Source organism: Tenacibaculum sp. 190524A05c (genome assembly GCF_964036595.1).
GTDB classification, from domain to species: domain Bacteria; phylum Bacteroidota; class Bacteroidia; order Flavobacteriales; family Flavobacteriaceae; genus Polaribacter; species Polaribacter platacis.
Window position 1 is genome coordinate 108312 of sequence record NZ_OZ038523.1, and the last position, 22810, is coordinate 131121.

A 22810-nucleotide genomic window follows, 5' to 3' on the forward strand; every position below is an offset into this window, starting at 1 on the left:
AAACTCGAGTTGGTTGGACTCGAGTTTTACTTTTAATTAAATTTAGATAGATATACTAAGCTCCCCATTTTTTTAGAGACTCTTTGTTCATCTTAACGTAGTCAGCGTTTTTAGCTTTCTCTGCGTGCATTAAAGAAGCTTTAGCTGCCTCAATTGCACCTTTTTTATCTCCAGCTTTTGCGTGAATTAAAGACTGCTTACGTAAGTACCAAAAACGTGGTTGGTCTTTAGTCATATCAACAGCTTTGTCAATCCACATCATAGCTTTCTTAACATCTTTACCTTCATCCATATAGTAAGAAGCAGCAGCGTAATAATCGTTAGGAGCTGGTCCAGACATTACAGAAGCAATACTTGCTTCAACAGCTTTATCAGTTGGAACTTCAAACTTAATTCCAGCATATGTGTTTTCCCATAAAATACCTAATACAGCAGAACTGTTTGTGATATCATCAAAAGAAATAGTAAATGTTTCAACAGTCATTGGCATATTTACAACACTTGCAGTTGTAGTTAATGCAACTTTACTATCATCCCATTTTCTAGGAGTTCCCCAGTTGTTTGTATCACTATAAAACATAACTTCCCAAGAAGAAGCAGCTGGTTTAGTGAAAATAGCATAAGAACCTTTCTTAAGTTTTTTACCGCCAATCATAACATCTTGGCTAAACGTAACAATAGTATTCTTATTAGCTCCAGTTCTCCATAAAGATCCAAAAGGAACTAAATCGCCAAAAACTTTTCTTCCTTTTACTCCAGGTCTAGAGTATTCAACAGTAACATCAGTTAAACCTACTTTTTGCTCTAATTTTGAAAGTGGACTTGGTTGCGGGGTTTTAATTTGTGCGTTAACAGATAATGTTAATGAAGCAACAAATAATCCTAAAAGTATTTTTTTCATGATAATAAATTAGTTTGTTTTTTTAGTCTGTATAAAATTACGGCTTAAAGAGGCGATAAATGTTAACAAAAACTTAAAAAACCAGATTGATTCTGGATTGTATCTTTGTAGGCATGAAAAAATATATTTCTGAGTTTGTCGGAACTTTTGCATTGATTTTTTGTGGAACTGGGGCAATGACTATTAATGAAGTTACTAACGGATCAATTGGGCATGTTGGAATTGCGATTACATGGGGATTGATTGTAATGGCAATGATTTATGCTTTTGGAGAAATTTCTGGAGCACATTTTAATCCAGCGGTTACTATTTCATTTGCTTATGCTAAAAAGTTTCCTTGGTCTGAAGTTCCGAAGTATATTGTTTTTCAAATTCTTGGAGCACTTTTAGCCAGTTTTACTTTATGGTTTTTATTTCCTGAAAGTGAATTTTATGGTGCAACAATACCATCAACAGATGCCATACGGGCTTTTGTTTTAGAGTTGTTACTTACGTTTTTCCTTATGGTTACTATTATAAATGTTTCTACAGGAAGTAAGGAAGTAGGCGTAATGGCAGGAATTGCAATTGGTGGCGTAGTTTTATTGGAAGCAATGTTTGCAGGACCAATTACGAAGGCTTCTATGAATCCTGCAAGATCTTTAGCACCAGCTATTGTTTCTGGACATTTCCAAGATATTTGGTTGTATATGATAGCTCCTGTTTTAGGGGCGTTATTGGCTGTAGCTACTTGTAAATTGGTAAAAGATGACAATTGCTGTGATGGCGATTGCTAAATTTTGCACTATAACAAGAAGAGTTTATCGAATGATAAACTCTTCTGGGGGAGTCTAAAAAAATAGACTAGGAATAACAATAAGTAATCATTATAAATATTACAATGTATATACCTATAAGTATCAGTTCTACTTTGTAATCCTTTTTAATTTTGTTATTCATTTCTTATTCTTTAATCATTTTCCTTAAAGCTATTTTTCCCTTAAGATCTTTAAGTTTTACTAAATAAATTCCTTTAGTAAGACCTGCTACATTTATAATTTTATCTTCGGTTGAAACTACTTTCATTCCAAGGATATTGTATATTTCAACACTGTTAATTTCATATTCAGAAGATGTCGATTCTATTTGAATACTATTTTTCATAGGGTTCGGATAGATTAGAATAGCATTATTGTATTCCAAATCAATAATGCTTGCGGTAGCACTGCAATTTTCGCTGTAGCTTGCTGTTGAATCTTTCACCCAAGTTCCATCGGTTGGAGGTGTAAAACCAGCATCAATTTGAATACAACTTAGAGTTGAATTATTATTCACTTCCATGACAGTAAAGTTTCCATTTTCACCATTAGCAAGATTTAAGCTAGATAACGCGTTATTTCTAGCGTCAAACTCAATTAGTTTTGAATTACTAGATAGATCTAAATCCGAAATTTGGTTATTATAACAGTATAAGTTTCTCAATTCAGTGTTAGAGGAAAGATCTAATGATGTAATTGTATTTGAAAAACAAATTAATGTCGTAATATTTTTAAAAGCCTCAATTCCTGTTAAGTCTGAGATAGATTGGTTAGAAACATTTATTGAAGAAGAATAGTTTAAAGCTTCTGTCAACTGAATTTCTGAATCACTATTTGTATTAATTGAAGAGTTATTTACGAGTACATTTTTAAAGTTGGTATCTGGAATATTAACTATAGGCGCTAAACTAAAGTTTGCTGTTACTGTTTTATCTCCATCCATAGTAATATTTATTGGGTTGGTTGTACCTGTAATATCACCAGACCAACTATCAAAAATATATCCTGTATTAGCAACTGCTGTTAAAGTAACTTCCGTTCCAGCATTAAATTCATTACCTGTAGCGGTTGGATTTGTATTTATTGAGCCATTAGTTGCATTAAGTGTCAATGTATATTTTGTAAGGCAGTTATCTCCATAACTTGTAGTACCATCTTTTAACCAAGTTCCATCTGTAGGAGGAGTAAAACCAGCATCAATTTGAATACAACTTAAACTAGAGTTTGTACCAGCAAACATTTGTGTCATATTACTATTGTTTCCATTCGCAATATTTAGGCTTGCAAGTTGATTTGAAATACATGATAATGTTCTAAGCGCAGAATTAGCAGATAGATCTAAAGCGGTTAATTGATTACTATCACAAGTTAATTCTACTAAGTTTGTATTATTAGTAAGATCTATTGAAGTAAATTGATTCCCGTTAAAATATAGAGCCTGTAATTGTAAATTGTTACTTAAATCTATACTAGTTAAGTCATTTGCAGAAAAATTTAGAGTTCTTAATTGAGTATTCGTTGAAATGTCTAATGAAGTTAAATCATTAACAGCACAAACCAAACTCCTTAAATTTATATTCAAACTAACATCAATAGTAGTTAATTGATTAGTATTACAAGTTAAGTTTGTCAAATCAATATTCTTTGCAACATCAACTGAGGTCAATAAGTTTTCATCACATTGAAATATTTGTAATGCTGTGTTTTTTGAAACGTCAATAGATGTTAATTGATTTTTAGAACATTGAAAGATTTGTAAATCTGTTGAGTTTGATACATCTATTGAGGTAATATTTGCATCATTAACAAGTAAAGTTATTAAACCTGTTGCTCCAGAAATATCTAAAGAGCTAAGGTTGTTTTCACTACAGTTTAAAAAACTCAATAGTGAATTTGAAAGCGCTTTTAAAGAAGTAATGCTATTTTTATTACATGAAACACTAGTAAGTTTTTTATTACTAGAAATATCTAGAATAGTTAAGTTATTATCGGCAATATTAAGCTCATTAATATTTATAAATGCTTCAATACCCGTTAAATCTGAAATTGATGAACCATTTGCCGTAATTCTCCCCGTAAAAGCTTCCGCTTCTGTTATTTGAATTTCATTATCTCCGTTGGTGTCAATAGTTGGAGTATGATTCAATAATACATTTTTAAAGTTAGTATCTGGAATGTTAACTATAGTAAGAATTTTACTTTTACCAGAATTTAAATTATTATCATTTTTAGTGTTGGCATATACTGATTTTGCACTTGCAAAAATCAATAAAAATGAAACTATAAAACGTAGTTTAAATGTAATTGTTTTCATAATACTTATTATTAAAATTATTCCCGATACAAAGGTTTTAATTAGGAGTAAATTTTAATATGAGTATTCTTGCAAGCTATTGGAGTATTATTGCAAACCCTTTATTTTCTTAAGGAATTTGGGGTTTCTCCGAATTTTTCTTTAAAGGTTTTATTAAACCAACTCGGATCACTAAATCCTGTTTTGAATGCAATTTCAGAAATACTTAAAGAAGATTTTAGGATTAATTTTTTAGCTTCATCTAAACGAATTGTTCTGATAAAAATAGAAGTAGAAGAATTGGTAGTTGCTTTTATTTTTCTATACAATTGAGATTCACTAAAATGCAATTCAGATGCTAATCTTGAAGCATTAAAACTAGAGTCATCAATATTTTCTTTTATAACTGAAATCACTTTAGAAATAAATGTATCATTTACATTCTCATTTTTAGAATTCAATTGATTTTCTATCGTTTCTCCAAGAGCATATTTTGATTGTAGTTTTTTTCTTAATTCAATCAGTTTTTCCAATCTAACAAGTAATTCTTCTTGATCAAAAGGTTTGGTTAAATACGCATCGGCACCTTTTGTATATCCTTCCAAACTATCATTTTTAGTAGCTTTTGCGGTAAGTAATATTACTGGAATATGAGACGTAATCTCTTTTTGTTTGATATCTTCACATAATTCAAAACCATTTTTCTTTGGCATCATAACGTCGCTTACAATAACATCTGGAATATGTTCAATAGCTTTCTTTAATCCTTCTTCACCATTTTCAGCATATAAAATTCGATATTGATCTTCCAAACAATGTGTAAGATATTTGGCTATATCTTTATTGTCTTCTACAATGAGTACAAGAGGTTGTTCAATATTACTATTAACCTTAATTGATTTTCTTGTTTTTTGCTTTCCACCAGAATATGCAGGAATATGAAACTCATCTGTTGCTTTATTTTCAATTGGCAAAGTAATTATGAATTTTGTCCCTTCATTAACTTTACTGTTAACTGTAATTGTTCCTTTCATCAATTCAGTTAATTCTTTGACAATAGCTAAACCGATTCCACTACCTTCATAATTTTTAGTAGAGCTATTGTCAACCTGATAAAAACGATCAAAGATTTTCTTTTGATGTTCTTCCGAAATACCAATACCAAAATCTTGTACGGTTAACTCAAGAAATTTTTTGTCATTTTTTATGAGTTTATGTGATTCGATTAAAACTTCTGAGTTCTCAGGACTAAACTTAATTGCATTACTAATTAAATTGGTAATGATGTGAGAAATTGAGTTTGGATCGAAGTCCATTTCTATTTGTTCTTCACTTTGAAACTTTAAATCTACTTTATGAGTAGTTGCATGTGAACTCAAACTTTCCACTAAGTAGTTAACGTAATTAGTAATGTTTCCTCTTTTATAATTAAGCTTAATTTTATTTTCTTCAAGCTTAGAAAAGTCTAATAATTGATTAATCAACTTTAATAAATGTTTACTATTATTTTTAATAGTATTTACCGAGTCATCAACGTACTTATTCTTTTTGATGTTTTCACTCATTCCCATGATAACCGTTAAAGGAGTTCTAAATTCATGAGTAATGTTGGTATATAAATTCGATTTTAAGGTATTTATTTCTTGTTGTTTTTGTACTTCTAAAATTGATTCTCGTCTTTTAGAAATAAAGAAATAAACAATTCCTGCTAAGGCAATTAATGCAAGTATTAAAGAAGCTAAATACAATTTGTTTTGATACGATTTATTCTTAATTTCTACTTCTTTTAAGGCAATTTTGTTTTCATTTACAATACTATCACGCAGTTTTTGTGTTGTGTATTTAAAACGAACGTCTTGTTCAATTAATTCTTTTTTAGATAACTTATTAGCTATGCTATCTCTATAGTTAATGTAATTTTTATATTGATGAAGTGCTTTTTTATGATTGCCTTTTCTGGTATAAAGAATAGAGAGATTTTTACTCGTCTGTTCTAAGTTTTTAATTCTTCCTTTTTTCTTGAATATTTCTAACGCCTCAAGTGCCAGTTTTTCTCCAGTAGTTAAATTTCCTTTTTGGGTCTCGAGCTGAGAAATATTGTCTAGAGTTAATGCATAACTTGTGGTCATTTTTAACTCTTTTTTCAAAGCAAGACTTTTATTAAAGAACTTTAAAGCAGAGTCTACATCTTTCAAGCGTTGAAATGCTTTTGCAACATTGTTAGTTGTAATCGCTAAACTACGTTTGTTTTTAGTAGCTTCATACCAAGCTAAAGATTGTTTCCACTTGTGTAAAGCTTGTTTATAATCTTTTTTATAGAAGTAAATTGAAGCTACATTGTTATTTGCAAGAGCAAATCCATTAGTATCTTTTCTAGACAATTGAAGTTCGTAACTTTTGTTATAATATTCTAAAGCTTTATCATAATCTTTTTGCTGTCTATGTAGCATTCCAATATTATTTAGTGCTAAAGCTTTTTGATAATTTAATCTGTGCTGTTCTGCTAGTAGTAAAGACTTGTCATAATAACTAAGTGCTTTTTTATAATTACCAGCTCTGTAAAAGTAAGCTCCTAAATTATTATAGATTAAAGAAATTCTATTAATGTCACCTATTTCTTGTGCCATTGAAATTCCTTTTTCATAATAGTAAATAGAAGAGTCTTGTTGTTCTTTTTTTGAAAAATAGTATCCGATATTATTAAAAGCTCTTACTATTAGTTTTTTATACGTTTTTGGTGACTTCCCTTTCGTAAGTGCCTTTTCGGCTTCTTGAATAACATCCTTGCTTATTGGAAGAATTGTATCTAAGTTTCTTCTAAAAATATAGTCTGCTATGTATAATTTAGTTTGTAAACGAATACTGTCTTCAATAGATGTATCAACAGAAACTCGTTTTAAAGAATCCAATTTTTTGTCTTGTGCTAAAACTGAAATAGATTGAAAAAGAAGTAAAAAAGGAATACAAATTTTTAGATATTTCAAACTTAAAGTAAGGGTATAACGCATTGAAATAATTAAGAGTTGGTGTGAAAATATTTATAAAAAATAGAAAAGTCAAATTTTAGGATAAAACTTTATTAGTTATTGGTGTTGATTTTTAGCATTTTTGAGGTATGAAAAAAGCGCAAGAAGTTTATAGTATTTTAGGTAGTGGATGGTTAGGGATTCCTTTGGCGATGAAGTTAATAAATGATGGAGTAACTGTTAAAGGATCGACTAGATCTGAGGATAAATTAACTCATTTAATGGAACTAAATATTTTACCTTTTATAGTTGATATTGAAAAGGAAATATCCAATTCAGACTTTTTCAATACTGATGTGCTTTTAATTATGATAACATCAAAAGAAATGTCAGCTTATGAAAACTTGATATCTCAAATTGAAAAATCAGCTGTTAAAAAAGTGATTTTTATTAGTTCAACTTCAGTTTATCCTAGGAATAATAAAACGTATACTGAAGAAGATGAAACTATTGATGATGCTTTATTAGTTAGGGTAGAGGAGTTGTTTAGAAGGAATGCGAATTTCAAAACAACGATAATTAGATTTGCTGGATTATATGGAGGGAAAAGACAACCTGGGAATTGGTTTGCTGAGAAAGAAATTCCACAACCAGATGGTTTTGTAAATATGATTCATAGAGATGATTGTATTGCAATTATTTCTAAAATAATTGAGAAAGATGTATTTGGAGAAACGTTTAATGCTTGTGCAGATCATCATCCAACTCGTAAAGAATTTTATACGGAAGCTAGAAAGAATTTAGGTAAGCCTGAACCTAAGTTTAAGAAAGAAATAGATTTAAAGTTTAAAAAAATTAGTCCAAAAAAGCTGATGAATACTTTGAACTATAAATTCATTCATAATAATTTATTGGATTTGAAGGAGTAAAGGATTTATAAGAACTTTTATTTAACATTCATCTTATATTATTCAAACTCCTTTTAAATAATAATAACGACTTAGACCTAGATCTAAATCGCTATTACTATCATCTTTAGTTATGAATCGTTTTGATAATCAATTATCGAAAAGATTATGAACAAATTTTTCTATTGGTGGAGCAATAAAAAGTATAGCCGGAATTACAAGTATATATGCCAGTAACCAAGACTTTAACCAAATTTGTATGAAATTATTACTAAATCCTAAATTTATAACGATTAGTGAAAATGAAATAATTCCAGTTGTAATTACACCCATTGTTAATGCAAATACCAATTTCTTTTTAAGTTCATTTTTGTTTTGTGAACTCATATATATGTTTTTATATAGATTATCTTTTAAATAAATAGGTAATATTTTTTCAGTTAATTAGAATCTTTATTAATTGATTTTTAACTTAATAACTTCATTATTTTCATTCTTTTTTCGCTGTAACCATAATACTTTAAATTAGTTTCGATTGCAGTTGGTTTGTCTAAAACACCTTTAAAATGTGAAAAACACTCAAAGCTATATTTTCCATGATAACGCCCCATTCCACTATGCCCAACACCACCAAAAGGTAAATTTGGATTGGAGATTTGCATTACACAATCGTTAATAGCTCCGCTACCAAAAGGAATTTCATTTAGAAATCTTTCTTTTGTAGCATTACTATCCGAAAACAAGTAAGCAGCTAAAGGTTTTTCAAAGGATTTAATAATTTCAAAAGCTTCGTCTAATGTTTCATATTCTATGACGGGTAAAAGAGGTCCAAAAATTTCTTCTTGCATAACGGCATCTTTCAAGGATACATTATTTAAAATTGTCGGATGAATTATTCGTTTCTCACGATCGAAAGTTCCACCATAATAAACTTTATCTTGATCTATAAGCTTAGTGACCCTGTCAAAATTTCGTTCGTTAATAATTTGTACGAAATTATTATTCTCTAAAGAGAAGTTATTTTTCTCTATTTCCTGAACGGCTAACTTTAAAAACTCTTCCTTAATATCTTTATGAACTAAAGCATAATCTGCTGTGATACAAAACTGTCCAGAATTTATAAACCTTGCCCAAATCATTCGTTTTACACTCATTTTAAGCGCACAATCTTTTGTAAATATAGATGGGTTTTTTCCTCCTAACTCTAAGGTTACATTAGTTAAATGTTCTGCAGCAGCTTTGTTCACTATTTTTCCAACCATTGGACTACCTGTAAAGAAAATTTTATCATATCGTTGTTTTAGTAGTGCTGTTGTTTCTGGAATAGCACCTTCAACTACATGTAAATAATTTGAATCGAAGTTTTCATTAATCATTTTCGCCATTAATGAACTCGTATTGGTTGGTAATTCACTTGGTTTTAATATAGTAGTATTCCCCGCAACCATGGAGCCAATTAATGGAGTCAATGATAAATTATAAGGTAAGTTCCATGCACCAATAACAAGAGAAACGCCTAATGGTTCAGGTACTAAATAACTCTTTGCAGGAAAATTTAATAAGTTAGTTTTTACTGACTTGTGTTGTGCCCACTTTTTAACATTTTTTATGGCAATCTCAATTTCATCTAATAATGGATAATATTCGATTAATTGGTTTTCAAATTTTGATTTACTAAAGTCTTTGTATATAGCTTCATGCATTTCGTTTTCGTGCTCAACAATAATTTTTTTTAGTTTTTTTAGCTGTTCAATTCTAAATTCTACAGATCTCGTAACATTACTGTTAAAATATTCACGTTGACTTTTTACTAACTGTTGCATTTTTAATTCAAATGCATCCTCGTTCATTTGTTGGGTATTCATAATTTCTTGTATTTTATTTTGTTTGTTGTCCTTTTTTAATTCTATCAATAAGTTTCTTTTTAGGTATAAATGGCACTAACTTAAATTCGAGCTTTTGTAAACCTGATACACCTGAAATAATTTCAAGTTCACCATCTAGCATTGCTTCGTATCCATCTTTAGCAACTTCTGCTGGACTTGCAGTTTTATTATAGATACTCGTTTTTTTCATACCAGAATGTGCGCCAAACCCTGTTTCAGTTGGCCCAGGTAATAAAGCGGTAATCGTGACATTGGTATCAGCTAATTCTCCATAAATCGAACGTGTTAAAGAAGTAACAAATGCTTTACTTGCGAAGTATACTGCTTGTCCTGGTCCCGGAATTAAACTAACAGTTGAAGAAACATTTAAGATGCTTCCTTTATCACGTTTAATGAAATCCGGTAGAAAAAATTTCATCAATCCTGTTAAGGCAATGATATCAACTTGAATCATCGCTAAATCTTTGTCCCAAGGGCGCTCATGAAAATTCCCGATACCACCAAAACCTGCATTGTTAATCAAGTAATCAACTTGTATTTGTTGTTGATTTAGCTCATCGTAAATTTCTTTTGGTGCTTTAAGATCAGTTAAGTTTTTGGCAATTATGTAGACGTTTATGCCGTATTTTCGTTCAAGTTCTTCTTTGAGTAACTCCAAACCTTGGTTGTTTATATCTACAGCTACTATACTTCCTCCTTTAGAGGCATGTAAACGAGAAAACTCTTTTCCAATTCCGCCAGCTGCTCCTGTAATAAGTGCTACTTTTTTCATGGTAATAAAATTTGTTGTTTAATTTATACCACAAAATTATAGAGCTATGTAGATGAGATATTTACCCTATGGTAAAAAATGAAATTTTATATATTTTTCCTGATTCTACTCAGACTTTGTTGAGTAACTCCCAAAAATGAAGCTATGTGTGAAAGTTTAGCCTTTTGAAAAAGGTATGGATGTTCTGCCAATAATTTTAAATAGCGCTCCTCTGCTGTTTTAGTATGAATATCCATTATTCTCCTACTAAAGGTCATAGCAAATTCGGCGAACAACTTTCTAAGTTCTTTGTCAGCAGTTTTTACCTTGTTATTGATGATACTAAATTGTTCCGAAGTAATTAGAAGTATTTCTGTATCATCTAATGCTTCAATAAATAATATATTTTCTTCTTTTCTAAAAAAACTGAAAGGAGAAGTAACAATTGAATTTTCGCTTGAAAACCAATGTGTGACTTGATTACCTTCTAAATCCAAATAATAAAGCCTCAAGAATCCTTTTAGGATATAATAAAAATAGTCACATCTTTGACCAGCTTCAAGCAGTAGTTCACCTTTTTTTACACTTCGATTAGTGAGTTCAAGATTGAATTCTATGTTCCAATTCATCAGATTTTTAGAAGAAAGAAATTCGGTGCTAAACATTGTGCCAACGATTTTGTTATAATAAGCTGTTGTACTTATATCTGATTCTTTAAAAATAAATTTGATACAAGTTATCTAAAATTATACAGGAAAGATAATTATTATGATTCAGTTATGAGTTCACTTAAGATAATTTGTTGGATTAGAAGGAGTAGTGGATTTGCTTTTTTAATAAGAATTAAAAACCGAACAATAGCATTCCAATGCCAATGTTCGGTTTCCTAATTTTTAAAAATGCTTTTAATTTGATATTCAAATTTCACACTTTAGTTTATAAGAAAAGAATTTACTTCCAAATAAAAACTGTGATAAGTCCAACAATTATTGAATATAAAATTGATAGTGTAATTTCAAATTTAAAATTGTCTTTACTTTTTTTCATTTTTGAATCCTTATCAATTTTTAATAATTCTTCTAGTTGCAATTCTTCCATCTGAATTTGTAATTTTCAAAACGTAAATTCCTTTAACTAAATTGGAAAGATCAATTTTTAATTCTTTCGTTTCTATTATTTCTTTACCCAAAATATTATGAACTACAATTCTTTTAATTTCATAACCATTAAGCATATCAACTGTTATAGAGTTTGATGCGGGAATTGGATAAACTTTAATTCCTTTATTAAATTCTTCATCAACTATACTTGCTGTAACTGGACTAAACATTGCTGTAACGGTTTTATCGGCATCCATTGTAATGGTTAATGGATTTGCAGTTCCTGATGCATCTCCGCTCCATCCATCAAATTGATATCCAGCATCTGGTGTTGCCGTTAATTCCACTAAAGTTCCATCGTCATAAGTTCCTCCTATTGGATTAGGATTTGTACTTACAGAACCATTTGTAGCATTAATAGTTAATGAACGATGAATCTTACTAAACATTGCAGTAACTGTTTTATCAGCATCCATAGTAATGTTTAATGGATTTGCTGTTCCTGATGCATCACCGCTCCATCCATCAAATTGATATCCAGCATCTGGTATAGCTGTTAACTCAACTGAAGTTCCATCATCATAAGTTCCTCCTGTTGGATTTGGGTTTGTACTTACAGAACCATTTGCAGCATTAATAGTTAATGTACGCTGAATCTTACTGAACATTGCCGTAACTGTTTTATCAGCATCCATAGTAATCGTTAATGGATTTGTAGTTCCTGTAGCATCTCCGCTCCATCCATCAAATTGATAACCTGCATCTGGAGTTGCTGTTAGAGTAACATCGGTCCCTTCGTTATAAGTGTTATTAATAGCACTTGGATTAGTGGTTACATTACCACCATTTGAATTAATAGTTAATTGATATTGAAGAGGAGGAAGGGTATATCGAAATAACCCATTTGTTGTAGCTAAGAATAAGTTACTACCTTCAATATCCACTCCGATTAAAAAACTTGAAGCTACACTAAATACATTGATAATGAAACCTGATCCGTCTTTTGAAATCCTCCTTATTAAGTTTGAACTATCTGTAAGAAAGTAAATTTGATCACCGTAAACACTTATAGCATTAACACGAATATTGGATCTAACTGTTTGAAAGTTAGAATTAGGTTGTGATAAATCTAATTTATAAACACCACCAGCGTTTCCAGTTTGATTATTAGCAACGTACAAAGTGTCACCATCTACTTCACTGTCAATAACACTTCCGAAATACACATTTAAATTCGCCAGTTTAGTTGATGTATTATTTTCGTAGCGATAAACTTCACAAAAATTGTTATTACTGTTTTTTGAGATGTAATGAATTATATCATTGTAATAGAAAACAGTAATTATTGTTTTGCCAGGGAAAAAAACATTTACTGTATTATTCGTTAAGTTAAATCTTACAATTCTGGATTGACCAGCTGCAATTAAATAATTACCTGTTGAATTGGCGTATAAATTTCTCTGATCTAAATTTACATTAGCTGAAGTGTTTAGATTAGATCCTGTGGCGTTTGTAGTGGTTACATCAACTTTATTAATAAGTGTAGAGTTGATTTTACCATAGGCATAATCGTTTACAACTTCAAACCCGGTGGTCGATGCCCAGCCTGTTAAATCGTTAATTTTAGTTTGTGCTTGTAAAGAAAGAATCAAAAAAAAGATTACAAATTGTATTAGTCTTACCATGATTTTGTGTTTAAATTACAACACAAATCACCATAAAAAGTGGCTTATATTTATCACTTGACTTCCTTTACTACCTAAGTATCTTCCGAAGTGCTATAATTGATTGATGAACCTTAAAAATTCTTGTTTCTTTTCTTTTGTTATAGATACTATTTTATCGTTATCCATAATAATATAACCACCATCTTTTCTAATATATTCTTTTATATAGTTGAGATTTATAAAAAACGAACGATGAGGTTTATAAAATATCTCATGATCTTTTAAGAGATCGGTATAATGTTTTAATGGTTTACTAGTTAGTATTTCATTCTCATTTTTGATGTATATTTTGGTATACATTCTATCTGCTTCAAAAAACATTACATCTTCAAATTTTATAAACTTAACGCCATTTGCATGTGGAATTGCAATCTTCTTAAATTTAGAAGAAGTCAAGTTATCCTTTAATTCTTTTAAATGCTTATTGATTAAGTTATATCCTCCTTTTTCAATTATTTTTCGAATAGAGTTTTCTAACTTGGTTGGATTAACAGGTTTTAATAAATAGTCTACTGCGGACAATTCAAAAGCTTGAATTGCGTACTCATTATATGCAGTTACAAATATGATTTCAAAATTAAAAAAGTCTTTATCTATAAAATCCAATATTTCAAGTCCAGAATGATCTGGCATTTCTATATCCAATAGTACGATTTGTGGTCTAAATTGTTTTATAGATTCTATGCCAGACTTTAAATCTTCACTTTCTTGAATTTCAATTGCATTTGGAAAGCTATCTTCAATTAAAGATTTCAACAAATTCCTTGAGCTTTGCTCGTCATCTATAATAAGTATTTTCATAATCAATTATTAGGAATTTTAATTATTACTTCTGTTCCTGAAGGTTCATTATTCGTATCATATAAATCAATGGTTTCAACATTTAAATTATTGTATTTAATTGAATTTAATAATTCAAGTCTGTTTTCAGTTGTTTTGGTAGCGAAAGATTTATGATATTTATATTTTCTAGTCTTTATTTGATTAGCTTTTACTCTTCCAACTCCATTATCTATAATTTTACAGATGATAAATTTTTGATCTTCACTTAGATTAAAACTAACTGTAAGTTTTCGATCACCTTTTTTGTTTAATAATCCATGTTTTAAGGAGTTTTCTATGTAGGGCTGAATCAGCATTGTCGGTATTTTAATCTCTTGAGTTTCGATTCTTTTGTCTACATCAATACGGAAGGATAGGGTATCACGAAAACGCAGTTTCTCAATACTTAAATATGTGTCAAGTGTTGCTATTTCGTCAGATAAATAGATTTCAGATTGACTACTATGTCCCAAATAAACTCGAATTAAATTAGAAAACATACCAAGATATTCAACAGCAACTCTTTTTTGGTTTTGCATGATATAGTCTTGAATAGAGTTCAATGCATTGAAAATAAAATGCGGATTCATTTGAGACCTTAGATTTTCTAATTTTAAAGATATTAACTCCATTTCTTTTTCTTTTTCGACTATGCGTTTTTTGTAATAATAGCTTAAGATAAGTAAGAGGATTATGGTTAATACTAGAATAAACCACCAGGTTTTATAAAAAGGACTTTTAATGTTTAATTGAATACTTTTTGTATTTGTTTCTCTCGAACTAAAGTTTTCTTTACCCTTTATTTCTAATTCATAATAACCAGGTTGTAGACTGTTAAAAACTAACGTATTTGAGTTTTTAGGAATAGAGGTCCATTTTTGATCTTTATTTTTAAACCTATAGAAGTAAGTTATATTACTTTGAGATTTATATCCGTTTATGTGAAGGTCAAATTGAATTTTTCGCTCTTCCGGATCGAGAAAGTATTCGGAACTCGTGGCCCTAATTTTATCATTTATGTAAACATTTTCTATATAAAAATCATAAAGTTTTTGCTTTCTAAAGACTTTTTGTTTGTCAAACGAATAAACTCCTTTGTTCGTACCTAAAGCTATTTTGTCTTTTAAAACCACTAAATCTGTAATTCTATAATTACCGATTCCGTCGATTTCTGTCAAGTTTTTAAACTCATTTAATTCTGAGTTAAAAAGCTGAACACCGTTATCGCTAATAATCCATAAATAATTACCATCCGATTTTATTTTCCTGATTTGATTAGATAGCAATCCTTCTGAAATTCTGTAAACTCGAGAAAGTTTTCCATTTTCTAGAGCTATTAAACCATGATTGAACGTGGATATCCAAATTATTCCGTTTGATGTTTCTTCTATGTCAACACCAAAAATAGATTCGTTGTTAAACTTAAGTTCTTTAGAATCACCATTGATCTGGTAACAATACAAACCATCTACATAGTTTACGTAAATCTCTTGTCTTTTCTTACTGTAGAAATTGGCGTAAGACCTTTTCCTTCCTAATCTTAAACTTTCATTTTTTTCTTTATCTAATATTTCGGCATAGGCAAACGAACTATATATGAATCTGTTTTCGTCGATTATTGATAGAGATTTTGCATTTCTGAAATCAAATTGATTGGCTTTAGAATTCTTTTTTAAAGAGAAGTTTTCACTATTTAAAACAAATGACCTCGAAGTTAGGCTCACATAAATTTCATCTTTTTTATTATATGCAATTTGATTTACTCTTTCAAAAAATGGATTTTTGATTTGAGTAGCTTTTCCTGATTCTAAGTTTATAGAGGTAAGTTTACCATTGGTAGATCCAGCGATTAAATATTGATCATTTATATTTTCAATAACACTTATATTGGTGTTTTTCTCAGGAAGATTATACTTTTCAATACCTAAATTTGGAATAATATAAATTCCTGTACTAGCAGAGATAAACCAATAATTACCTCTTGAATCTTTAAGGATTTTTGTGATTTCCTTACCTTCAAAATAGGTGTTGGATAATTTAAATTCATTATTTGAATATGCATAAACATAAACGGCATCTCGAAAGCATAACCAAATTTTTGAAGATTCATTGAGCACACCAGTAATTATACTTTCTTTTCTGCTATTTGAATTCTTGAATAAGTCTGTTCGTTTATTGTTGAAGTAAAGTATTGATTTTTCTAATTTACGGTCAAAAGATTGATGAATAAAGTTATTGTTGAAGTTAAAAGCGAAATTGGCATTGAAAATAGTATTGTTATTTTCAGCTTTTAATTTTACTCCTTTGGATTCCTTAGACGATATATATTTGAGAGTTTTATTTTGTAAATAGAATAAACTGTCATTTTTCTTTAAGGAATAGGAGATTATACCATTGTATTGATTTTTAATCTTGATATCCTTAGTTTTTAAATCAATAGATAAGATTTTGGTATCACTTACCACAATCATTTCATTGTCAAAAAAATAAAATAAGGCTAATTGATCTTTGGTATACTCTTTTAAATCAATAAATAGTTCTAGTTTACCTCCATTTACAAAGAAATATTGTCCAGAAATATTGTTACACCAAATTCTACCTAAATTATCCTCTTTCAGTCCGAAAACGGATAAAGCTCTTTTTTTATCGTTTGTGTAATTTTTGAACTCTTTGCCATTATAACTGTAGAGTCCGGTATTTGCAGCTAACCAAATTATTCCCTTTTTATCTTCATAAATGTCATAGTATTCAATATCTGGCAAACCATCCTTTTCTGTAAATTGAAAAAAATAAGGGTGCTGTGCTTCAATTTTTTGAATTAACAGTATTAGAAATAAAAGTAATAAGTAGAGTTTTGTTTTTATCACCTACACAAAGTACAATTTTATTTATGGGTTGGTTGAAAATAATTATAATTCCTTCTGCAGAACTTCCTAAGGATTGAAGTTATTTTCTAAAGCGTTTGATTATAAATAAAGCAGCTTAGGAATCATTTATTATTTTTTCCTGTAAACTCGAGTAACAAGTGAACAAATAAAAATCACAAAAATAGAACTTAACCATAACCAATAACCTACTAAAACATGGTCAATTTTACCTGTAGTTCCGCCTTCATTAATTATTATTCTATCAACTAAAAAGAAACAAAAAGAAAAGAGTAGAGCTAAACCACTTGTGATAAGTGCAAATTTCTCTTTTTTGAATAAGAAAATCATACTTAGAAGTAGTAAAGGATTTGCTAACCAAACAATTCCAATAAGATTAAAATTTAACCAACCTAATAAGAAAGCAATTAATCCGATCGCTCCAACTGTATCTTTACCAGTTCCTTCTACACTATAACAAGGTTGTGTTAGTGAAACTAATAGAAACAAGATACTAATTAGAACAAAAAGTTTCTTTTGAGACGTTTTCATTAACTATATTTTTTCTTACGTAAATAGTTAAATGTAAATCCAAAGACAAATAATAATGTAAGTGGTAAAACAATATTGAAAAACTGCCAAAAGCTACGTTCTTTAAAAGCTTTTTGTTTATCTAAACTATTCAATTGAACGGTTTTATTTCTTAGCGAAATTAATCCTGAATCGTCGAGAAGATAATCTACTGTGTTTAACAAGAAATCTTTATTTCCAAAACGTTGTTGAGTCCATTTATCAATGCCTAAATCATAAGGCTGGCCTTTCAAAATTTGATTTTTGGCGATATCTCCATCAGCAATAACCACCATTTTATTTTCAGATGAAATTTTCTTGTAATCGGAATAGTTAAATGGTCGTGTTCTGTTTTCGTAAGCTGAATTGAATTTTCCTTCTAACAAAACTGCTAACAATTGACTTCCCGCGGTATATTCTTGCTGAATTGGTTCTTTGGCAATACTTTCTAGTTCAACAATTGTTGGAGCTCCAGTAAGCTTAGATAGCACGGAACTTACCAAAAGAGGTGTTTTCTTAATGTCTTTTTTTAAGGTATCAATCTGTGTTGTAAACCTAAATCGTACTGGTAATACATTTTTCGTGATTGGATGATTTGGATTCCCTTGTACTAACGGATGATAGAACCAATCATAGCTTTCAAACTGAGCTTGGTTTCCTAAATTACCCGAAGCCAAAGTTAATTTTGAAGCATATAAGTCTTGAACTAATTTATTATTGATACGAACTCCATAACTAAATAATAAATCTGTCAAATCTAGTTCTCGTCTGTAGGCCAACATTCTTCCTTCGTTATATAAACTATCGGTATCTGAATATAAGTTATCAATCATCCATAACGATTTCCCACCATTCATGATATATTGATCTAAAACCAATTTCTCTTCATGAGAAAATTTTTGAGAAGGTTTAGCTATAATTGATAAATCATATTGTTTGAGTTGATCGATTGTTTTCGAAGGATTTTTTTCAATCGAGTCTAAAGTGAATTTTGCTAAGCTATATTTTTTTCCAAGCGCACTTAAAAAACTAAACAAACGAATATCTTCGAGTTCACCATTTCCTGATAAAACAGCAATTTTCTTTGTTTTATTTTGAGTAATAAGTTCAATAGCATTTACAAAAGAATGCTCTAAAGAAGAAATAGCATTTTCAAGTTGAGATTCTTGAGATTTTGACATGGTTTCAGGTAGCAAAGGAACAGTAATGGCTTTTTCACCATAAAATAATGCTGCCCATGGAAAAATCAAAGCTTCTGAAAGTTTACCATTTTCCTCAACAGTCAACTGACTTGGCATCATTCCGTTTTTAACCAATTCTTCTCTGATATCATCAGGATTTATAAATCGAAAACGAATATTAGAATTTTCTGCTTGAAGTTCTTCTAAAAACTGACGCGTTTCAATTTGTAATCTTTTGAATTCAGAAGGAAAGTCTCCTTCCAAATACACATTTACAATTAACGAAGTCTCTAGATTATTGACTATTTTTTTCGAAACTTCAGAAAGTGTATATCGTTGGTCTTTTGTTAAATCAATTCTTGTGAAAAAAGTTCCAGAAACAAAGTTTAAAAAGATCAAACCAACTAAAACAAAAAGGCTCGTTTTGAAATTCTTACTCATTGTCTAATTGTTTTTTGGTTAGAAATAAAAAGAAAAAACTCACGCTTATAAAGTAAATAATGTCTCTTGAATCAATTACACCACGACTTATACTTTTAAAATGTTCGTTAAACCCAAATTGTTTAATGTAATAACCTGAATTTCCTGATAAGTTTGCAATGGCATCGAATCCGTAGAAAACAAAAAAGGAAATAAATACTGCAAGAATAAATGCTACGATTTGATTTTTAGATAGAGTAGAAGTAAATAATCCAATGGCGCAATATCCAGAAGCTAAGAATAACATTCCAAAATACGAACCAAGAATACTTCCTAAATCTAAATTCCCAACAGGATTTCCTAAAGCATAAATAGAGTATACATAAGTTAGCGTTGGTAAAAGAGCAATAATTACTAAAAATAGAGCAGCAGTATATTTGCCCAAAACAATTTGCCAATCGGTTAAAGGTTTGGTCTTTAAAATTTCTAGTGTTCCAGTATTAAATTCATCTGCAAAACTCTTCATAGTAATGGCAGGAATTAAAAACAAAAACAACCATGGAGCGATATAAAAGAATGAATTTAAATCTGCAAAACCAGCATTTAAAATATTAAAGTTGTCTTTTAAAACCCATAAAAATAAACCGTTTACCAATAAAAATACTCCAATGACTAAATATGCCACTGGAGAGGCAAAAAATGAGTTGAATTCTTTTTTAAAAATTGATTTCATTAATTATAAAAATAAAGAAAATCCAATGGATGCACTAAATGTGTCAATAGCCAAATGATCTCCGCTAAAATTAGCAAAGCTATCATAAAATGTATTTTGATAATTAATTGATAGCTCTATGTTTAATATTTCATGAACAAAATAACCTACTCCTACACCTAAAAGGAGTTCTTCAATATTATTTTCCGATTCGGTAACAGTAGGAAACGAAGGGTCAATAAATCCAATACTTTCTAATTTCGAACTAGAACGCCCAACACCATATTTAAATTGTCCGAAAAAGTTAAAATCATTATTTACAGGATAATAATATTTAACAAAAGGAGAAACTACAAATGCAGTTGAATTTCTTTCAGATACATCATTTTCTGAATTAGAAAAAGATAAGGATAAATCTAATCCAAGAAATAAGTTGTCAATAATAGAATAACCAATTTGAGGAGAAAAGCTAAAAGAAGTAGTTGAATCATTTTCAAAGCTAGAACCTGAAGAACTATTTATAATTCGAGAAGAACTACTTGAAAAAGATAATGGTGTATTTAATCCGATTAAAAATTTTCCTTTTTCTGTTTGTGCAAAAGATGACGTGATAGTCATCACTACAAATAGCAATTGTAGAGTTTTAATTTTCATATTATGAATTTTTGAATTTAGGGCAAACTTACAACTTTATCTACACTCCAAGCGAGTGGCTTATCGTTAAAAAACACTTTGGTTTCAGCCCAAATATTTTGGAATAATTCTGAGTGTCTGTAGTTTTCTAAATCTTCTTCTTTATCCCAATAACTATAAGTGAAAAATATGCTTGGATTTGTTTTATCTCTGTATAACTCTAGTAATCGGCACCCAGGAAAGTTTCGTATAAATTCTTTCTTCTTGTCAAAGTTTTCTAGAAAAGTTGGAATTTTATCGGGTTGAAAACTCATTTTAACAATGCGTACAAACATAAATTGAATATTAAATTGTAGTAAAATCTGGAGTACTAGGATTTGTAAATTCTATGGTTATTCTATCTCTGTAATCTAAACCTAGTAAGGTTGAAGCTCCTCCAACCGTTTTTAAATTACTTCTGTAAATAGCAATTTCTAAATAATTTGCAGAATTAAATAAAGCTAACTTTTTACCATCAAACTGTCGTATATCAGAAGATTCGAAATTTACAATTTCGTTATACTGATTATGAATTTTATCGAATGTATATCGTCTGGCAGTAACCTTAAATGGTCTGTCTTTTCCGATTTCTACAAACATTTTTTTGCTGATATTACTAATTACATTCCCATAATTATCAATGTAAATAACACCACCAACAATAATTGTTTTTTCTTGGTTAACCTTTGGTTGAATTTCAACCATTTTTTTGAAAGTGCTAATTTCTTTTCCAACTACATCAAGTTTTCCGCCTCTAGCAATAAAACTGGCTACTTTTACAAAAACATCTAAAACAGGAAAGCTACTTTCTATATGATTGTGAATATTAATTTCAACAATCTTAGATGGATTAATTTCGGAAGCAATCATAGATATAATTCCGTTATCTGGACAAATAAAATAATGCTCATCCAGCAATAAAGCGATGTGTTTATTTTGACTACTTAATTCAGAATCAACTCCTACGATATGAATAGTTCCTTTAGGAAAACTTTTGTAAGCGTTTTTTAAAATGTAAGCAGTTTCTGCAATATTAAATGGAGTAATTTCATGAGTAATATCAACAATATTAGCTTCTGGCAATTCCGAATATATTGCTCCTTTAACAGCACCAACAAAATGATCCTTAAGGCCAAAATCGGTAGTTAAAGTAATAAGCGCCATTTAAACTATTAATTGTTAATTATTTTGTGAAAAACTCTATTGAAAATTAAGACAAAGCTACATAAATGAATAAAATAATTACTACATTTAAGCATAATAAAATTAAAAAAGCCTAGCATTTGAACGAAAGAGTAATTGAACTTACAGAAATCAATCCTAAAGAATTCTTTGGTGCACAAAACAGCACTATCTCCCTATTAAAAACTTATTTTCCTAAAATCAAGATTGTTGCCCGAGGTAATAAACTGAAAATCTATGGTGATCCTGAAATTTTAGATGAGTTTGAAATTCGTTTGGAAAGATTAATAAAGTACTATAATAGATATAACAAGTTAGACGAAAATAGCATTGAAAGAATTTTAACGTCTAACGGAAAAGAGGATGAGGAAAGAAAATTTGGTGATAAGAGTGATGTTTTAGTTCACGGCGTAAGTGGAAAAACCATTAAACCACAAACTGAAAACCAACGTAAAATGGTGCAACTCATGCGAGATAATGATTTGCTATTTGCTGTTGGTCCTGCTGGAACTGGAAAAACGTATACCGCTGTAGCTTTAGCTGTAAAAGCTTTAAAAGAAAAAGACGTTAGAAGAATTATCTTAACGAGGCCAGCAGTAGAGTCTGGTGAAAATTTAGGGTTTTTACCTGGTGATCTAAAGGAAAAGTTAGATCCATATATGCAACCGTTGTATGATGCATTGCGTGATATGATTCCTTCTGAAAAATTACAAGTTTACCTTGAAAACGGAACAATTCAAATTGCTCCTTTAGCATTTATGCGTGGTAGAACTTTAGATAATGCTTTTGTAATTCTAGATGAAGCACAAAATACAACTCATGCGCAAATGAAAATGTTTTTAACTCGTATGGGAAGGAATGCTAAGTTTGTAATTACAGGAGATCCGGGTCAGATTGATTTACCAAGAAAACAAGTTTCCGGATTAAAAGAAGCGCTACTTGCACTTAAAAGTATTGAAGGAGTAGGACAAATCTATTTAGATGATAAAGATGTTGTACGTCATAGATTGGTAAAGAAAATTATCAAAGCTTATAAGAGTATTGAAACCGAATAATAT

General features: G+C 29.7%; 19 protein-coding genes. 3 read left to right on the forward strand and 16 right to left on the reverse strand.

Going from position 1 to position 22810, the window contains the following annotated elements; genetic code table 11:
* Window positions 1-55: 55 nt before the first annotated feature.
* Window positions 56-901, reverse strand: coding sequence for a DUF2911 domain-containing protein (locus ABNT61_RS00420; RefSeq protein WP_348713996.1), 846 nt, complete (start codon window positions 899-901; stop codon window positions 56-58).
* Window positions 902-1014: 113 nt separating this feature from the next.
* Here ABNT61_RS00420 and ABNT61_RS00425 point away from each other — a divergent pair, with 113 nt between their 5' ends.
* A complete protein-coding gene (locus ABNT61_RS00425; protein ID WP_348744398.1) occupies window positions 1015-1677 on the forward strand; it encodes an MIP family channel protein in 663 nt (220 codons plus the stop codon).
* Window positions 1678-1843: 166 nt separating this feature from the next.
* Here the strand turns inward: ABNT61_RS00425 and ABNT61_RS00430 are convergent, their stop codons facing one another.
* Together ABNT61_RS00430 and ABNT61_RS00435 are read right to left on the reverse strand one after the other, a co-directional pair.
* Window positions 1844-4012 (reverse strand): InlB B-repeat-containing protein, encoded by a 2169-nt coding sequence (locus ABNT61_RS00430; protein ID WP_348744399.1) that lies wholly within the window; start codon window positions 4010-4012, stop codon window positions 1844-1846.
* 101 nt (window positions 4013-4113) lie between these two features.
* Window positions 4114-6975 carry a tetratricopeptide repeat protein gene (locus ABNT61_RS00435; protein ID WP_348744400.1) on the reverse strand — a complete coding sequence of 954 codons (2862 nt, stop codon included), beginning with the start codon at window positions 6973-6975 and terminating at the stop codon, window positions 4114-4116.
* A 131-nt stretch (window positions 6976-7106) separates the two neighbouring features.
* Between ABNT61_RS00435 and ABNT61_RS00440 the strand changes: the two genes are divergently transcribed.
* Entirely contained in the window at window positions 7107-7886 is a 780-nt protein-coding gene (locus ABNT61_RS00440) for an NAD(P)H-binding protein (RefSeq protein WP_348744401.1), read from the forward strand.
* A 129-nt stretch (window positions 7887-8015) separates the two neighbouring features.
* Here the strand turns inward: ABNT61_RS00440 and ABNT61_RS00445 are convergent, their stop codons facing one another.
* The 13 genes from ABNT61_RS00445 to ABNT61_RS00505 form a co-directional block, all read right to left on the reverse strand.
* A complete protein-coding gene (locus ABNT61_RS00445) occupies window positions 8016-8252 on the reverse strand; it encodes a DUF2798 domain-containing protein (RefSeq protein WP_348744402.1) in 237 nt (78 codons plus the stop codon).
* Window positions 8253-8332: 80 nt separating this feature from the next.
* Entirely contained in the window at window positions 8333-9730 is a 1398-nt protein-coding gene (locus ABNT61_RS00450) for an aldehyde dehydrogenase (protein ID WP_348744403.1), read from the reverse strand.
* A 13-nt stretch (window positions 9731-9743) separates the two neighbouring features.
* The gene (locus ABNT61_RS00455; RefSeq protein ID WP_348744404.1) at window positions 9744-10523 is read right to left on the reverse strand and encodes an SDR family NAD(P)-dependent oxidoreductase; all 780 of its coding nucleotides are present in this window, start codon (window positions 10521-10523) and stop codon (window positions 9744-9746) included.
* 86 nt (window positions 10524-10609) lie between these two features.
* On the reverse strand, window positions 10610-11131 hold the full coding sequence (locus tag ABNT61_RS00460) for a Crp/Fnr family transcriptional regulator (protein ID WP_348744405.1): 522 nt from the start codon (window positions 11129-11131) through the stop codon (window positions 10610-10612).
* A 431-nt stretch (window positions 11132-11562) separates the two neighbouring features.
* Window positions 11563-13287: an InlB B-repeat-containing protein gene (locus tag ABNT61_RS00465; protein ID WP_348744406.1), complete on the reverse strand. Its 1725-nt coding sequence runs from the start codon at window positions 13285-13287 to the stop codon at window positions 11563-11565.
* A gap of 93 nt (window positions 13288-13380) precedes the next feature.
* Window positions 13381-14130, reverse strand: a complete 750-nt coding sequence (locus ABNT61_RS00470) for a LytTR family DNA-binding domain-containing protein (RefSeq protein WP_348744407.1) — start codon at window positions 14128-14130, stop codon at window positions 13381-13383.
* A 2-nt stretch (window positions 14131-14132) separates the two neighbouring features.
* On the reverse strand, window positions 14133-17018 hold the full coding sequence (locus tag ABNT61_RS00475; RefSeq protein ID WP_348744408.1) for a histidine kinase: 2886 nt from the start codon (window positions 17016-17018) through the stop codon (window positions 14133-14135).
* 129 nt (window positions 17019-17147) lie between these two features.
* Window positions 17148-17567 carry a hypothetical protein gene (locus ABNT61_RS00480; RefSeq protein WP_348744409.1) on the reverse strand — a complete coding sequence of 140 codons (420 nt, stop codon included), beginning with the start codon at window positions 17565-17567 and terminating at the stop codon, window positions 17148-17150.
* Window positions 17567-19207 (reverse strand): gliding motility-associated ABC transporter substrate-binding protein GldG, encoded by a 1641-nt coding sequence (gldG, locus tag ABNT61_RS00485; RefSeq protein WP_348744410.1) that lies wholly within the window; start codon window positions 19205-19207, stop codon window positions 17567-17569. The genes ABNT61_RS00480 and gldG overlap by 1 nt, the downstream gene beginning before the upstream one ends.
* Entirely contained in the window at window positions 19200-19919 is a 720-nt protein-coding gene (gene gldF, locus ABNT61_RS00490) for a gliding motility-associated ABC transporter permease subunit GldF (RefSeq protein WP_348744411.1), read from the reverse strand. Before gldF ends, gldG begins: the two co-directional genes overlap by 8 nt.
* A gap of 3 nt (window positions 19920-19922) precedes the next feature.
* Window positions 19923-20552 (reverse strand): outer membrane beta-barrel protein, encoded by a 630-nt coding sequence (locus ABNT61_RS00495; RefSeq protein ID WP_348744412.1) that lies wholly within the window; start codon window positions 20550-20552, stop codon window positions 19923-19925.
* Window positions 20553-20569: 17 nt separating this feature from the next.
* Window positions 20570-20866, reverse strand: a complete 297-nt coding sequence (locus tag ABNT61_RS00500) for an antibiotic biosynthesis monooxygenase family protein (protein ID WP_348714013.1) — start codon at window positions 20864-20866, stop codon at window positions 20570-20572.
* A gap of 10 nt (window positions 20867-20876) precedes the next feature.
* Window positions 20877-21734 carry an SAM-dependent chlorinase/fluorinase gene (locus ABNT61_RS00505; RefSeq protein ID WP_348714015.1) on the reverse strand — a complete coding sequence of 286 codons (858 nt, stop codon included), beginning with the start codon at window positions 21732-21734 and terminating at the stop codon, window positions 20877-20879.
* A 119-nt stretch (window positions 21735-21853) separates the two neighbouring features.
* Between ABNT61_RS00505 and ABNT61_RS00510 the strand changes: the two genes are divergently transcribed.
* On the forward strand, window positions 21854-22807 hold the full coding sequence (locus ABNT61_RS00510) for a PhoH family protein (protein WP_348744413.1): 954 nt from the start codon (window positions 21854-21856) through the stop codon (window positions 22805-22807).
* The last annotated feature ends 3 nt before the right edge of the window (window positions 22808-22810 follow it).

Bases quoted from the DNA above. Each gene is read 5' to 3' on its own strand.
- ABNT61_RS00430 (WP_348744399.1), bottom strand. From the start codon at position 4,012: ATGAAAACAATTACATTTAAACTACGTTTTATAGTTTCATTTTTATTG.
- ABNT61_RS00425 (WP_348744398.1), top strand. From the start codon at position 1,015: ATGAAAAAATATATTTCTGAGTTTGTCGGAACTTTTGCATTGATTTTT.
- ABNT61_RS00505 (WP_348714015.1), bottom strand. From the start codon at position 21,734: ATGGCGCTTATTACTTTAACTACCGATTTTGGCCTTAAGGATCATTTT.
- ABNT61_RS00445 (WP_348744402.1), bottom strand. From the start codon at position 8,252: ATGAGTTCACAAAACAAAAATGAACTTAAAAAGAAATTGGTATTTGCA.
- ABNT61_RS00460 (WP_348744405.1), bottom strand. From the start codon at position 11,131: ATGAATTGGAACATAGAATTCAATCTTGAACTCACTAATCGAAGTGTA.
- gldF (WP_348744411.1), bottom strand. From the start codon at position 19,919: ATGAAATCAATTTTTAAAAAAGAATTCAACTCATTTTTTGCCTCTCCA.
- ABNT61_RS00480 (WP_348744409.1), bottom strand. From the start codon at position 17,567: ATGAAAACGTCTCAAAAGAAACTTTTTGTTCTAATTAGTATCTTGTTT.
- ABNT61_RS00455 (WP_348744404.1), bottom strand. From the start codon at position 10,523: ATGAAAAAAGTAGCACTTATTACAGGAGCAGCTGGCGGAATTGGAAAA.
- ABNT61_RS00500 (WP_348714013.1), bottom strand. From the start codon at position 20,866: ATGTTTGTACGCATTGTTAAAATGAGTTTTCAACCCGATAAAATTCCA.
- ABNT61_RS00470 (WP_348744407.1), bottom strand. From the start codon at position 14,130: ATGAAAATACTTATTATAGATGACGAGCAAAGCTCAAGGAATTTGTTG.
- ABNT61_RS00450 (WP_348744403.1), bottom strand. From the start codon at position 9,730: ATGAATACCCAACAAATGAACGAGGATGCATTTGAATTAAAAATGCAA.
- ABNT61_RS00440 (WP_348744401.1), top strand. From the start codon at position 7,107: ATGAAAAAAGCGCAAGAAGTTTATAGTATTTTAGGTAGTGGATGGTTA.
- ABNT61_RS00495 (WP_348744412.1), bottom strand. From the start codon at position 20,552: ATGAAAATTAAAACTCTACAATTGCTATTTGTAGTGATGACTATCACG.
- ABNT61_RS00465 (WP_348744406.1), bottom strand. From the start codon at position 13,287: ATGGTAAGACTAATACAATTTGTAATCTTTTTTTTGATTCTTTCTTTA.
- ABNT61_RS00420 (WP_348713996.1), bottom strand. From the start codon at position 901: ATGAAAAAAATACTTTTAGGATTATTTGTTGCTTCATTAACATTATCT.
- gldG (WP_348744410.1), bottom strand. From the start codon at position 19,207: ATGAGTAAGAATTTCAAAACGAGCCTTTTTGTTTTAGTTGGTTTGATC.